The sequence below is a fragment of the Phycisphaerae bacterium genome, from assembly GCA_041652575.1.
GTDB lineage: Bacteria > Planctomycetota > Phycisphaerae > Sedimentisphaerales > UBA12454 > UBA12454.
Window position 1 is genome coordinate 14,456 of the sequence record JBAZHC010000001.1, and the last position, 14,846, is coordinate 29,301.

The following is a 14,846-nucleotide window of genomic DNA, read 5'->3' on the forward strand; positions in this document are numbered from 1 at the left end:
ATTTGTTAACAGCATCGCAAATCAGAAAATCCTTTATCGATTTCTTTATTGAAAAGAGGCATACTTTTGTACAGAGCTGGCCGGTTGTGCCCATCGGCGATGATACACTGCTGTTTACAAATGCCGGTATGAATCAGTTCAAGGATGTTTTTCTCGGCACAGGCGCCCGCGGATATAAACGCGCAGCCAACAGCCAGAAATGTATCCGTGCAGGCGGAAAACATAATGACCTCGAAGATGTCGGCACCGATACGTATCATCACACCTTTTTTGAAATGCTCGGCAACTGGTCTTTCGGCGATTATTTTAAAGCCGAGGCAATCGAATGGGCCTGGGAGCTTTTGACGAAGGTCTGGAAAATAGACCCGCAGCGTTTGCACGCCACTTATTTTCAGGGCGACCCGCACGATAATCTTTCCGCCGATGACGAAGCGAGAGATTTATGGCTCCGATTTTTGCCTGACGAAAGAATTCATAAAGGCAATAAGAAAGATAATTTCTGGGAAATGGGCGATACCGGCCCCTGCGGCCCATGCAGCGAGATACATTACGATGGCACGCCTGACATGTCCGGCGCCGCGTTTATAAACAAAGATAATTCGAACGTAATTGAAATCTGGAATCTTGTTTTCATTCAGTATAACCGCGACAGCAGCGGAAAATTAACTCCGCTGCCCGCAAGGCACGTCGATACAGGTATGGGCCTTGAAAGGGTAACGCGCATCCTGCAGGGCAAACAGTCGAATTACGATACTGATTTGTTTACGCCGATACTCGATGCGACGGGTAAATTGTGCAATCAAAAATATACCGCCGCTATGGATAAAAAATCCGACATCGCGTTTCGCGTTATCGCCGACCATTTGCGAACGCTTGTCTTCGCGATAACCGACGGCTGTATGCCGAGCAATGACGGCAGGGGATATGTTCTTCGCAGAATTTTAAGACGGGCCTCGAGATTCGGCCGCACACTCAATATGCACGAGCCGTTTATTTATAAACTGGCCGATGTAGTTATTAGTTCGATGAGTCAGGCTTTTGCTGAAATAAAACAGCGAAGCGAACTCGTTAAGACCGTTATAAAATCCGAAGAGGAAAGTTTCGGCAGAACGCTCGACAGGGGCCTTGAGATATTTGGCGCCGCAGCCGAAAACGCTGATAACGGCGTTATAAGCGGTCAGGACGCGTTCCAGCTTTATGACACATTCGGTTTCCCGCTCGATTTGACCCAGCTTATGGCAAGAGAGAAGAATCTTTCCGTTGACACCGCGGGCTTCGAAAAACTTATGGACCAGCAGAGACAGCGTGCAAGAGCCTCGCAGAAGACCAGCAGTTTCATCTCGATTGTTGCGGATACAAAATTGCCCGTTACGGACGATTCGGCAAAATATAACGAAGATAAAATACGAACTCTGATTACGGGTTTCATCGACCAGGCCGGCTATAAAAACAGCGGAACCCTCATCGAGGGCGCAGACGCCGCGGTCATACTCGAGAAGACTTGTTTTTACGCCGAGTCCGGCGGACAAATCGGCGATAAGGGAATTATCAAAACAGAGTCAGGCGAATTCGCGGTCGAGACGACTGAAAAAATCGCGGACTGTGTTATACATAAAGGAAAACTGATAAAAGGCTCGATGAAAATCGGCGATGAAGCTGACGCGATTGTGGATGAGTCCAGACAGCAGAGCAGGCGGAATCATACTGCCACCCATTTATTGCAGTGGGCATTGCAGCAGACTCTCGGCAGAAACGTTGCACAGCAGGGCAGTCTGGTTTGCCCGGAATATTTGAGATTTGATTTTACCGCACCAAAGGCGCTGACGGATGAAGAACTTAAAAAAGTTCAGCAGCTTGTAAATGAGAAAATCCGCCAGAATCTTCCTGTAGCCTGCACCGTTTTGCCGATAGCGCAGGCCAAAAAGCTCGGCGCGATGGCGCTGTTCAATGAAAAATACGGCGACACCGTAAGAGTCATCGCCATTGGAGCACCTGACGAAAAAAATATCTCGCAGGCGTTCAGCAGGGAATTCTGCGGCGGAACCCACGTTGACAACACCGGCAAAATCGCCGGAATTAAAATAATAAAAGAAGAAAGCGTTTCAGCCGGAGTAAGAAGAATAACCGCTCTCACCGGCAGCGCACTGCTGGATTACCTCGCGGCCCAAAGTGAAATTACAGAACAGCTTTGCCTTATACTTAAAGTAAAAGCTGAAGATTTGCCGGTACGCGTAAATAAATTGATGGATGAAAACAAGAAACTTGCCAAACAGTTGAAGTCGGCTCCGTCGCAGGGCGGGACAAATTTTCTCGATAAGGCAAAGCAGTTGCTCGACGAAGCCGCCAAAATTGGCGAAAGCGCTGTTGTTATAAATGTTATCGAATCCGCCGCTGTGGACGATGTTCGCGTTGCGATGGATATGATAAAGAAAAAAGCCGGTTCCGCTGTCATTGTCTTCGGCATGGCGGATGGCGATAAGGTTACGCTTCTTGCCGCTGTTACCGACGACCTTATTAAAAAAGGATTAAGCGCCGGAGATATTGTAAAACAGATTTCGCCGATAGTCGCGGGCGCCGGCGGCGGCAGACCGCAAATGGCTCAGGCCGGCGGAAAAGACCCCTCAAAATTAAAAGATGCACTCGACAAAGCCTCAGAACTCATCGAGGCAAAATTAAGAAAATGATATTTGCTCGGTTAGCCCCGTCAACACCTTGACGGGGTTCGTTATTTCTCGATTCTCACTTTTACGCTTTTCGCGTGCGCATCAAGTCCTTCAGCCTCAGCCAGACGAATAATATCATCAGCGCTTTTGGTAAGCATACCTTTGCTGTATTCAATTATGCTTGTAGATTTTATAAAATCATTACTCGTAAGCGCACTTGAAAATCTTGCGCATCCGCCTGTCGGCAGCGTATGACTTGGCCCTGCGAAATAATCTCCGACAGCAACAGGCGAATGTTCGCCGATAAATATTGCCCCTGCGTTTTCAATTTTCGAAGCAACATGCCTGCTGTTTTTCCCGCACTGAATTTCCAGATGTTCCGTTGCGAATTTATTAGTCCATTCGATGCACTGCCCAATATTTTTGAATGTTACAACCGCGCTGTATTGCGTCAGGCATTGTATTGTCTGTTTACATCGCGGCAGATTAGCCAATTGCTTTTCAAGTTCGCCGACAACTTTTTGCCCCAGTTTTTTCGAAGGCGTAAAGAGCATCGCGCTTCCCGGTGCATGCTCAGCCTGGCTCAGCATATCCGCTGCGATATAAGCGGCCTTGGCACTATCGTCTGCGATTATCAATACCTCGCTCGGCCCGGCAAGCGAATCGATTTTTACCTGACCATAGACAAGTCTTTTTGCGGTTTGAACCCATTGATTTCCGGGTCCGACAATCATCTCAACTGGTTTTATAATATCAGTACCGCCTGCAAGAGCGGCAACGGCCTGAACGCCTCCAATGCGATATACTTCATTTATACCCAATTCGAAGCATACCGCCAAAGTGACCGGATGAATGCTGCCGTTATATCGAGGCGGCGAAACAACAGCGATTTCCTTTACTCCTGCGACCTGAGCGGGAACTGCTGTCATTATTACTGTCGATGGCAGCGGGGCCGATGCGCCGGGCACACAGATACCGACTCGCTTTATTGTCGTGTATCTTATACCGGCAGGGCCGGAAATATTTTTCCCCGCACCGATGAAAATTTTCTTCTGATATTTTTTTACGTTTGCAATCGCTTTCTTGATTGACGAAAGAAGTTTTTTGTCGATTTGCTGATGGGCTCTTTTTAATTCCTGTGCCGGTATTCTGAATTGCCGTGGCGAAAGTTTAACGTTATCGAACTGACGGGTATAATTTGCGACCGCTTTATCGCCGTCAACTCTTACCTTATCAATAATCTCAGCGGCTTTTTTCCCTTCATCGCTGCGTGGATTGAACGTTGCCTTTTCGCATACTTTTGTGCGCAAATCTGAAAGTTTTTGCACAAAATTTTTATCCGTATATGACAGTAATATTTTCTGTAATTCTTTTCCCATTTTTTATTTCTTCGTGTTCCTTCTTTTCTTCGTGGTGATTAACGTTTATCTCGTAAAATTGCCGCAACTATAAACCCTTGTCGCTCGCTGCAGGAGCAGGTACCGTTTGCCCTGATACCTTGTAACGATAGCGGAAATATTGAACCGCACGGGCCTGGCGGACGCTTTCTGCTGATTTTCCATACTGTCAAGTTCTTCGCATTCCAGCAGCGGAAGCTGCAGCGAATCTATATTCCTGCCCATCCCGTCGAATCCGAAATAAACGCCGTCTTTCGTCCTGCGCACGAAACCTGTCCTGTCGGACAATATCCCGTCCGACTCGGTGCCGATTGGTTTTTTTAGCTCAGCCAGACTTATGACCCTCTTTGGCTTCAAAAGCAAAAGTACATCGTCAGGTATAATCTTGGCTTCGTTCGAATCGGAATTATCTTTGGCCTGCGGCGGTTCGTTGGCCTCCGTTATCGGCAGGAAATACGACAGATAAACAAAATTTTCAGTTCCGTAACTTGTAAGCTTGCCCCAGATACGGAACGATGCGTTTTTTGCCGAGACGATGCTCGCGAGTTTTTCAAGCATACTCGAAGGCAGGATTGCGATGGCAGTCTGTGTATTCAGCGCGCCTTTGCCGTCCGTCAACGGCTCGAAAACCGTGAAGAACCATCGGCTGTTTTCCGATGTTATTTTGCCGTCGACTCCATCGAGGACGAAACCGTCCCGCACCGGCAGTGGTTTTTGCGCAGGATTCTGCGCTATACATACCTCGAAAATTAAAAAAAACAGAGCCGCGACAGTAATGGAGCGGTTTATAACCGAATTTTTAAAAGGCCGAATTGTAATGAGCTTTTTCATTTCAGGCATTCCTTTAACATCTTTACTGCGTTTTCTGCTCCGCCGGCCTGCATCAGGTATTTGCCGCTGCCGGCGTCTTCCTTTGCCATTAGTTCCACCAATGGCCTCCAGAAATCGTTAATAAGTATAATAGGTTTCGCCGGTTTTACAAAGCCTTTGTTTACCAGTTCCCATATTTCCGCCAGTTCAAGAAGCGTCCCCGTTCCCCCCGGCAAAACCGCGTAAGCATCGCCTATTTCGACTAATTTGGCCACTCTTTGCGTCAGGTTTTCGGTAATTATATTTTTCGTTATGAATTCGTTCGGCCCTTTTCTGCCGAATGCTGAGCATGTTACTCCGATTGTTTTTCCGCCGGCCGATTTTGCACCTTTTGCCGCCGCCAGCATTGTTCCGCCGTATCCGCCGTTGGCGATTGTCAAACCGGCCTGTGCGCAAAGTTTGCCGAATTCGTATGCGAGACTAAAAACCTCATCGCCTTCTTTGGCCTTACTCGTCCCGAATATTGTTATGATTTTTTCAGTCATTGTTTTTGTCCCGCACCTGCTTGAATAGGTGCGGGGTTATTTTAACATATCCCAATATCGAACTCAAACCGTTTATTCGCTTTTATCTCGCTCAAATCATCCACAACGCAACCGAGCCCCGAATGTAAATGAGGGGTAATCAAACGATTTTTATAATCCGAAAGCCCGCCGATTTATTCGGCGGGTTATTAATTTATTTAGCCCCCGCCGCTTGAGGCGGGGTTCTGTCATTGCGAGTCTCGCCTTTGGCGGACGAAGCAATCTCTTCTATGCAAAATCTTCGTGTTCTTCCGCACAGTGTCCCTTACGGGAGTGTATTTCGTGGTGAATTTTATTTGGAATTTCCCTCGCGATGTCATTTCGACCGGAGCGGAGCGCAGTGGAGAAATCTGTTTATTCTTGTGATTCCTGTTTCCTGTGTCATTCCTGCGAAGGAATGTCACCCTCACGCAGGCGGGGGCGGGAATCCACGTCATTTGATTTTTCTCCACTTTTCACTATTCACTTTTAGTTTTTAACTTTTTGAACGTTCAAAGTTCGATGTTCAATGTTGTCGAAGACCCCTTTGGGGGATGTTCTTAATTTTAAATTATAATTATCTCTCTGTGTCCTCTGCCTGCCTTGCCGTAGCTTTTAGCGAAGGCAGGTGTTCTCTGCCTGCCCATCCGTAGCTCCTGCCCTGCATAGCATGCAGTGCGGCGTAGGGTTAGCGAAGGTGGGTGGCTAAAACAAATAGTTCCTTTCTCGGTGGCTTATCAAATCTTAAATCTTAAATTTTCAATCTTAAATCTTTCGTATAGTTCAGCAATCCTCCCGCCAGCAAAATTTCTCTGTCTCTTGCCGAAAGATTCAGTTTACATTTGAACTCAAACCCTGCCGTTTTGTCTTTGACGAGAACCGAATCGGACGACTTTATCGTGTCATTAAGATTATTTATTTCAAGCTCATCGTCTGCGCTGATTTTTTCGTAGTCCGCCGGGTTCTCGAATTCGGCAGGCAGAACCGCGAAGTTAATCAAATTGGCCTTATGAATTCTCTCGATACTCTTTGCGATTATCATTTTAACGCCCAGGTACATCGGGCAAAGCGCTGCGTGCTCGCGTGATGAACCCTGCCCGTAGCTTTCGGCCGCGACTACTATTCCGCCGATTCCCTTTTTCTTTAGCTCAAGTCCCCGCTGCGCAAACGTTGGTTTGCCCTGTTCGTTAAAACAGTTGAAGACATACTTGGAATATTCCGGCACGTTCGAGCGGTATTTCAAAAATGCTCCCGCCGGCATAATATGGTCGGTGGTGATTTTATCGCCGCATTTGAGCAGAACTTTGCCGCTGAGATTATCTGGCAGTTTTTTAGCCGCTTCCGGAACAACGATTGTCGCGCCTCGTATTACTTCCGCTTTTTTAGCCTCGGCAGGCGCAAGCGGTTTTTGAATCATATTATCATCGACCGTGAACTCGAACGGCATCTCGATTTTCGGATATTCGACTCCGCTTTGACTCGGCTCGACTATTTCGCCTTTCAGCGCAGCAAGCACAGCGACTTCCGGACTTGTCAGAAATACGTTATCGTTTTTGGTTCCCGTTCTGCCTGCGAAGTTTCTATTGAATGTTCGAACTGAAACGGTCCCGTCCGCCGGCGAAAATCCCTGCCCGATACAAGGCCCGCATCCAGATTCGAGTATTCTCGCGCCTGCCGCGATAATATCGCTCATCGCTCCGTTTGCCGCCAGCATACCCATTACCTGCTTGCTTCCCGGCGCGATTGCGAACTCTACTGCCGGATGAATTGTTTTGCCTTTGAGCGTTTTCGCAACCATCATCAAATCTGTAAAGCTCGAATTTGTACAGCTCCCGATAATGACCTGGTTGACTTTTGTTCCAGCCAGCGTTCTTATCGTCTTGATATTATCCGGCGAAGGTGAACACGCAGCCATTGGCTCGAGTTTCGATAAATCTATTTCGATTACACGGTCATACTGACAGCCTTCGTCAGCGGCCAGAGGCTTATAATCTTTTTCTCTTTTTTGAGCGGCGAGGAATTTTTTCGTTTGTTCATCGGCTGGAAATACACTCGTTGTTACGCCGAGTTCGGCGCCCATATTTGTTACGGTTGCTCTTTGCGGAACGGTCAGTGTCGCGACACCCGGCCCGAAATATTCAACTACGCATCCTACGTTTCCTTTTGTGGTCAGGATACTGAGCAGTTTTAATATTATATCTTTGCTTGCTACCCATGGCGAAAGTGCTCCGAGAAGTTTTACTCCGATTACTTTCGGACAAGTCAGATAGAATGCTCCGCCTCCCATAGCGACTGCCACATCGAGTCCGCCCGCTCCGATAGCGAGCATTCCGATTCCGCCGCCGGTTGGCGTGTGTGAGTCGCTGCCAAGAAGGGTTGCGCCGGGTTTGCCGAATCGTTCGAGATTTACCTGATGGCAAATTCCATTTCCCGGCCGGGAAAAATATACGCCTTTTTTCGCTGCCACGCTCTGTAAATATATATGATCGTTATGGTTTTCAGGCCCGAATTGGCTCATATTATGGTCGATATAACTTACGGCAGTGTCAGCCTTTACGCGTTCTACGCCCATTGATTCGAACAGTAGAAATGCCGTTGTTCCGGTAGCGTCCTGCGTAAGTGTCTGGTCGATTTTAATGCCGATAGGACCGTTTTTTTCAAGCGTACCGTCAACGAGGTGATTTTCGATGATTTTATAAGTAAGTGTTTTTGCCAATTGGAACTCCCGTTTTTTGGACAATTTAAGATGCAATTTTAATCGCAAACCGTTTGATTTTCAACAGGATAAGGACAGAATATCGAAGTTTAAAGAGGTTAGATATCCCGATATTTTGCCCTTTTTAACCGTGGATTATTTACTGTGGTTTTTGACAGTTTTTGGGTCAAGGCCTTCTTCGATGGCCGTGATTTTATCGACTCTTCTTTGATGTCTGCCGTCGGCAAATTCGGTCGCCAGCCACACTTCGACGATTTTTCGAAGTGCCTGTGAGCCTATCAGGTCTCCGCTCAGGCACAGAACATTTGAATTGTTATGCTGTCTGCTTATGCGGGCGTTGAGTTCATCATAGCACAGCGCCGCCCTTACTCCATGAACCTTATTCGCCGCTATAGACATTCCAATACCCGTCCCACAGACGAGGATTGCCATATTAACTTCCTTCCTTGATACGGCCGATGCCGCGGCATATGCGAGGTCAGGATAATCGACCGGACCTTCCGCATTCGTACCCAGGTCAATACACTCATGACCCAGTTCAGTAACAATAGCCTTTATCTGCTCCTTAGCCTCAAGCCCTCTATGGTCGTTCGCAACAGCTACTTTCATTTCAACAGCTCACTTATCCTTTTATTAACTGCTTTTTCTATCGCCCCACCGCAGATTTTATACGCATCAAAACCTCCACCGATGGGGTCATTTATATTGCCACTATCACTAAGCAGCATACACTTTCGCCGGGCATCCGGGCAAAGCTGAATTATATCATTTTCATGGCCCGCTGACATCGTAAAAATATAATCAGCGTCTTTAATCATTTCAGTAGTAATTCGTCGGCTTTTATGGCGGGCGATATCGACGCCTTTTGATTTGCAAAACCTTATAGATTCATCACTTGCGTCTATGCCGTTTATGGCCACACTGCCGGCAGATGCTACCTTATAACCCATTTGAGCCAATTGGTCAACCTTACATCCAAGTTTTTCGGCAAGAACTTTCCTTGCGAAACCCTCGGCCATTGGGCTTCGGCAGGTGTTGCCTGTACATACAAAAACGATGTTTACAGTGAGCATTTTCTGAATTTGCTTTTCCGAATATGCGCCGGCCCGAAGTATCTGCCAACCGGCGTGAGAAATTTTTACAACCGTACTGCTTTTTTTGTATTTGCAGTGGCCCGTATCGAGAATCATATCGACAAGGCCATCGAGTTGTTCAATTGCCTGAGCGGCATTTATCGCCGGCTCTTTGCCGGAAGTATTTGCGCTCGGGGCAACAACAGGAAATTCGCAAAGATTCAATAACTTACAGGCGGTCGGTTCATCGGGACAACGAACGCCGATGGTATTGTCCTTATAGAGAAGACCAATGGTTTCACGACCAAGATGTTTTTCGAGTTTGGCAATGTCTTTTTTGTTTAGTTCAAAAATAATCGTAAGCGGGCCGGGCCAGGCATTTGCGACAAGTTTTTTTGCCGGCAGAGTCAGAGTTGGTACAAAATCCGGCAGTTTGTTGTTGTCGCCAATATGCAGAGTATATCTTTTGTCGGTATCTCTTTTTTTAACTTCGTCGAGTCTGGCAAGACTTGCCTTGTCGGCCTTACAGGCGATGCCATAGACTGTTTCAGTTGGAAAAACCACCAGTCCGCCGGCATCGATACAATAGGCGGCTTTTTTCAGTTTGTCTGTGTCCTTTACAGGGTCGTTTATTTTCAGAATTGTAGTTTTCATTTACTGCTTAATCTTTTTATTTCCTGTTGAATCTCAGGGATTATTTCCGGATTGTGGATGATTTTATTTTTACCTTCTGTTATCGAGATAATATAAAAAACTTTACCCCCATATTTTTTGGTGAATTTTTCGTGGGTACTTTTTTGGATTTCGAGCTCATTGATAATTTGCGTAATATAAGCATAACCGGCCGGCTTGATCTGAAGACCTATGTATTTACCGTTAACATCTATATAAAAATCAACATTATATCCTCTATCCCATTCATCGGGCGCAGGGAGTATTTTCATTCCTAACTCTTTTTCAAGACGACCATAAATAGTTTGAATTTCGGATATGTAGCCATCGAACGTTCTCGAAATTACAAGGTTGATTAAAAAGTTAATACAATCCTGTTCGGTAATACTTTCTATCTCAGCCTGACAAATTTCTGTCACCTTTATAAACAGTGTCCTGCCAAGCTGCTCTAAATGTTCCCGAGAATAAACCTTAGAATAATAATATTTCTCCCAATCTTCTACGGCCTTTGGGGCACATTTTCTTATATGCTCTGCCACTGGACCTACTTTAGTCTTACGCGTAAGTCCCCATCGCATATTTGCGCCGTTTAGTATCCATTCTTTAGGCATATGAACTCCTCTTTGAAAATTTAGTTAAGTTGCTTTGCACTGTTATCCACTTCCACAAAGCCCTGCTTAAGCAAGTGACGGTTAATGAATGTTTTATTCTGCAAATACAAATAACACAACAGGTTGTTTTGATTGTCGTGTTTAGTGTGGCCGAATTTCATAAAAACTTTCTGGCCTTTAGTCTTAGACTGTAAAAATTCAATAGCTTGGGCTTTTTTTTCGGCCTTTTCCTTTATGCCAATCAATCGAATTTTCAAGCCATTCTCAAGTTCGAGTTCGGTAGAAGAAATAACCTTTTTTACGGAATAATAATCCTGTCTTTTTTTGCTGTCGCCGTTGATTTTAGAACCAAACTGTAGTTTTCGCGGGTCAATTTTTTTGTCAAATTTTATCGGGTCTTTAAAAATATAAGGCAATTTACTTATTTCCTCTTTCCAGTTAATTTCGTCTTCCCTATTCTGCGCAAGTTCAATATTAAGCTTATCGAAGAATCCTTTTTCCCTTAAACCAAGTTTTTCTTTGATGATAGGTATGAAATCTGCATTTATTTCATAGCCAACTGAATTTCTTTCAAGATTTTTTGCGGCCAGAGATGTTGTACCGCTCCCAACAAAGGGGTCTAATATCGTATCGCCAACATAGCTGAACATTTTAATAAGCCGGCGGGGGATTTCCTCCGGAAACATTGCTAAATGGCCATTCTGCTTTTCTCCGGGGATATTCCAATGGCCGACAAAATACTGGTTCCATTCTTCGGTGGTTAGTTTTGATCTGTCCTTGATATCCTTTGGCACTGTTTTGCAGGTACCGGGCTTTTTGAAAATCAAAATAAATTCATAATCAATTTTTATAATTCCATTTCGCGGATATGGGAAAGAACCCATAATTGTAGCGCCGCCTGTAGTGTTACAGGTAGTAACTTTTTGCCAGATAATCGCCCCCATATAATCAAACCCTATTGTTTCACAAAATTTGATGATTTCAGTGCGAATGGGAATTATTTTATATCTGCCATAATAAACCGAACGTGCAAACTGGTCACCGATATTTATACATAATCGGCACCCATCTTCAAGAACCCTATGGCATTCATTCCATGCAAGGTTAAGATTATTTATGTAGTTTTCGTAAGTGTCATCAAAACCTATCTGGCCGCCATTTCCGTAATCTTTTAGCTGCCAGTAAGGAGGCGAAGTTATAATAAGCTGAATAGATTTATCATCCAATTCAGTCATTTGTCTTGAATCGCCGATTATAATTTTATGTTTGGTCATAATATTAATTCGTTTTTTTCAATGATTCCATGTTGTAGAAGTTTCTTGCTATATTATGACGGATTGTAGTCTTAAAAAAGGGAAAAAGCAAAGAAAACGCAAGGATTAGAGAATGAAGAAAATCTGCGAAATCTGTGGTTATTTTTCTTGCATTTTGTTAAAAATATGGTAAAATACAGCCATAGTTATATAAGTGCATAACTATGGAAATCCGAAATCCTAATATCTAAATTCGAAACAATATCGAAATATCAAAACACGAATGTTCAAAACGGTTTTGAACTATTTAAAATTTAAGATTTTTAATATTCATAACCTGCTAAGGCAGCGTTACTTATATTAAATCCTCTATCTGAAATCCACACGCCTACGGCTGGTAAACCATGCCTACGGCGGGCAAGCCTCTATTTTTCAATCTATAAATCAAATTAAAGGAGAACTATATGGAAAATGTGCGTCAGGAAAAAATCAGTAAACGAATCGCCCAAATACCAAAACCATACCGCAAAGATTATGAAAAAGCGGCAATCAACGGCTCGAAACCGGCGGCAATAAAAGCATTTTGCCTCGAATGCTGCGCGTGGCAGGAAAACGAAATCATAAACTGCACGGCCGTTACCTGTCCCCTTTATGCTGTCAGGCCTTTTATAGGCAGAAAAATCCGAATATCTAAATCCTAAATCCGAAACAAATTCAAATTACCAAAAAAATAAATAAGAATAACCCCCAGCACCCGCCTTCGATAACCCTCCGTCGCACTATGTGCTATGTAGGGCGGGAACTACGGACGGACAGGCAGGTCCGGGGGCTAACCACACAGAAAGAAGGTGCGGGATGAGTGATACAGAAGCGGAAATTTTCAAGATAGAATATCCGTTCGGGACTTTAATAGTTGACGAGGATATTTATTACAGGATAGTCAAAGATGCAAGCAAACGGCCTTATAATAAATTCAAACCAATCAGAGGCATAAGCTTTTACACCAAATTGGTAAGCTGCCGAGTGGGAAAGGATAAAAAATATACGCTTGCGCGATTGCTGATGGGGCCGGGGGAAAATGAAGTGGTTGACCATATCAACAGGAACAGGCTGGATAATCGAAGGTGCAATCTGCGAATAGTCAGTCCGAGGCAAAATTCACTTAACAGAACATCCAAGAACAGCACCGGTTTAATTGGAGTCAGTATTACGATGCTTAGAGGGAGAAAACGATTAAACGCCACGTTTAAGCCTGCCGGTAAAAGACAGAAATTCAGTTTGTACGACAGCCCATCCAATCGGATTATTTGCGCTCTTGTTCACGATAAATTTGTAATTCAGTCCGGCGATGAAGAATATGCGCCGCTGAATTTTCCAATTTTAAAAGATGAGCCTTTCAAGAGCAGATTGCTGCGGATGGATATAAAGGAGTTCAGGGAAAATAAACTGGAAGTTATTGCTGAAAAACTGGGGGCGGACATACGAAAATAAAAAAAGGTTCAACGTGAAATTCTGTTTGACAAATAGAAAGAACTTCGGCATTATTACGATTGTCAGTTGATGGCCGGAAGAGATTCCCCTAAAAAGGGAGCCGAAGGTGAAATCAGCGTAAAGCTGAGAAACTCTCAGGCAAAAGGATTTCGGTCTGATGACGTCTCTGGAGAATCCGAAAAGACGGATGCCGAAGGGTGAATATCTCAGGCAAACAAACAGAGGGATATGTCGTATAGGCGTATCCCTCTTTATTTTTGCGCAAAATATGTTGACAATGACACAATTTTGCTTAAGTTTAGCACTATCTTGTCAGATACAGTGATTTTAGATTAAAAAACGAGTTAAGAATATGGACAAAAAAACGGTATTGTTTGAAAAACACGCGGCACTTGCCGGTAAAGGTCAGATAGTACCTTTTGCCGGGTGGATGATGGCGCTGTGGTATCAATCCATAAGAGCCGAACACGAGGCGGTTCGAAAAACGGCAGGACTTTTCGACTGTACACATATGGCGGTTCTGAAAATCGCGGGCAAGGACGCGGCCAATTTTTTAAATATTCTCACTACCAACGATGTCGCAATGCTGAAACCGGGCAAGGCTCAGTACTCTTATATCCTAAATCCTGCCGGCGATATAATTGACGATGTGATAGTTTATTGTATCGCTCATGATAATTTTACGATGGTAGCCAACGCGTCCAATGAACAGAAGGTCAAAGACTGGATAGGAGCTGTAGCGGCAGACCTCAATGTCTGTCAGAACAGCCGGAAATTCGAAGTCAAAGACCTCAAGGATTCATCTTTGCCGGAAGCAAGAGTTGATATCGCGCTGCAGGGGCCGGCGTCTGCTCAATGTCTGAAAAATATTTTTGGCGTCGATGTAAGCGGTATGAAATCTTTGTCGTTTATCACTGCAAAAGCAAAAGACCTCAACGTAATTATAACTTCGACAGGTTACACGGGCGCAAAAGTCAGTTATGAACTTTTTGTTCATCCGGACAGAGCCGGGCAGCTATGGGATATGATACTCGAAGAAGGAAAAGGTCTCGGTATAGTTCCCTGCGGGCTGGGATCGAGAGACAGTTTGCGAATTGAGGCGGGTCTGCCTTTATACGGTCATGAGCTTGCGGGCGATTTTAATATTTCGCCGTTTCAGGCAGGTTATCCATGGGCGGTGAAACTGCAAAAGAAAAACTTTATCGGCAAAGATGCGATTGCGAAAAAAACAGATTTCGATACGGAAGTTGCGAGACTGAAATTCGATGGGGGCAAAGGAATAAGGCCTATAAGGCAATTAGACGGCATTTTAAGTGATGACGGGATTTGTATTGGTCAGGTTTTAAGCTGTGCCGGTGTCGGCGATAAACAAATTGTCCTTGGGCTGATTAAAAAAGAGTATAATGTTGCAGGCAAACCTGCCGGGGTTTATTACCTTGCCAGAAATCAAAGTCATATTCAGCAGGGCAGAAAAGAAAAAGTGAATCCCGGCGAAAAATTAAACGCCGATATCAAAGGACAGGTAGTCGAAAGATTCGAAAAATTTTAGAAATTGCCACGAAGACACAAAGGCACGAAGAAAAATAAGTAATATATA

General features: G+C 44.7%; 12 protein-coding genes and 1 riboswitch. Of the genes, 4 read left to right on the forward strand and 8 right to left on the reverse strand.

The genetic code is table 11. The annotated features are described in order from the left end of the window. Positions 1-2: 2 nt before the first annotated feature. Entirely contained in the window at positions 3-2,684 is a 2,682-nt protein-coding gene (gene alaS, locus WC496_00075; GenBank protein ID MFA5291410.1) for an alanine--tRNA ligase, read from the forward strand. A 41-nt stretch (positions 2,685-2,725) separates the two neighbouring features. Here the strand turns inward: alaS and hisD are convergent, their stop codons facing one another. From hisD to WC496_00115, 8 genes are all read right to left on the reverse strand, one after another. After that, entirely contained in the window at positions 2,726-4,042 is a 1,317-nt protein-coding gene (gene hisD, locus WC496_00080) for a histidinol dehydrogenase (protein ID MFA5291411.1), read from the reverse strand. Between the two features lie 45 nt (positions 4,043-4,087). Then, complete coding sequence (locus WC496_00085) at positions 4,088-4,891, reverse strand: hypothetical protein (GenBank protein ID MFA5291412.1); 804 nt, start codon at positions 4,889-4,891, stop codon at positions 4,088-4,090. Further along, entirely contained in the window at positions 4,888-5,415 is a 528-nt protein-coding gene (locus WC496_00090) for an LOG family protein (protein MFA5291413.1), read from the reverse strand. Before WC496_00090 ends, WC496_00085 begins: the two co-directional genes overlap by 4 nt. A gap of 769 nt (positions 5,416-6,184) precedes the next feature. Next, the gene (locus WC496_00095) at positions 6,185-8,149 is read right to left on the reverse strand and encodes an aconitate hydratase (GenBank protein MFA5291414.1); all 1,965 of its coding nucleotides are present in this window, start codon (positions 8,147-8,149) and stop codon (positions 6,185-6,187) included. A gap of 135 nt (positions 8,150-8,284) precedes the next feature. Beyond that, entirely contained in the window at positions 8,285-8,758 is a 474-nt protein-coding gene (rpiB, locus tag WC496_00100; protein MFA5291415.1) for a ribose 5-phosphate isomerase B, read from the reverse strand. Next, positions 8,755-9,876: an L-threonylcarbamoyladenylate synthase gene (locus tag WC496_00105; protein ID MFA5291416.1), complete on the reverse strand. Its 1,122-nt coding sequence runs from the start codon at positions 9,874-9,876 to the stop codon at positions 8,755-8,757. The genes rpiB and WC496_00105 overlap by 4 nt, the downstream gene beginning before the upstream one ends. Then, a complete protein-coding gene (locus WC496_00110; protein ID MFA5291417.1) occupies positions 9,873-10,505 on the reverse strand; it encodes an MjaI family restriction endonuclease in 633 nt (210 codons plus the stop codon). Before WC496_00110 ends, WC496_00105 begins: the two co-directional genes overlap by 4 nt. Before the next feature lie 20 nt (positions 10,506-10,525). Then, a complete protein-coding gene (locus tag WC496_00115; protein MFA5291418.1) occupies positions 10,526-11,779 on the reverse strand; it encodes a DNA methyltransferase in 1,254 nt (417 codons plus the stop codon). Positions 11,780-12,222: 443 nt separating this feature from the next. On the opposite strand from WC496_00115, the gene WC496_00120 reads away from it, so the two are divergent. From WC496_00120 to gcvT, 3 genes are all read left to right on the forward strand, one after another. Then, the gene (locus WC496_00120) at positions 12,223-12,459 is read left to right on the forward strand and encodes a hypothetical protein (GenBank protein MFA5291419.1); all 237 of its coding nucleotides are present in this window, start codon (positions 12,223-12,225) and stop codon (positions 12,457-12,459) included. A gap of 154 nt (positions 12,460-12,613) precedes the next feature. After that, positions 12,614-13,249, forward strand: coding sequence for an HNH endonuclease signature motif containing protein (locus tag WC496_00125; GenBank protein ID MFA5291420.1), 636 nt, complete (start codon positions 12,614-12,616; stop codon positions 13,247-13,249). A gap of 66 nt (positions 13,250-13,315) precedes the next feature. Next, a riboswitch (glycine riboswitch) is annotated at positions 13,316-13,409 on the forward strand. 192 nt (positions 13,410-13,601) lie between these two features. Beyond that, positions 13,602-14,798, forward strand: a complete 1,197-nt coding sequence (gene gcvT / locus WC496_00130) for a glycine cleavage system aminomethyltransferase GcvT (protein ID MFA5291421.1) — start codon at positions 13,602-13,604, stop codon at positions 14,796-14,798. Positions 14,799-14,846: the final 48 nt, after the last annotated feature.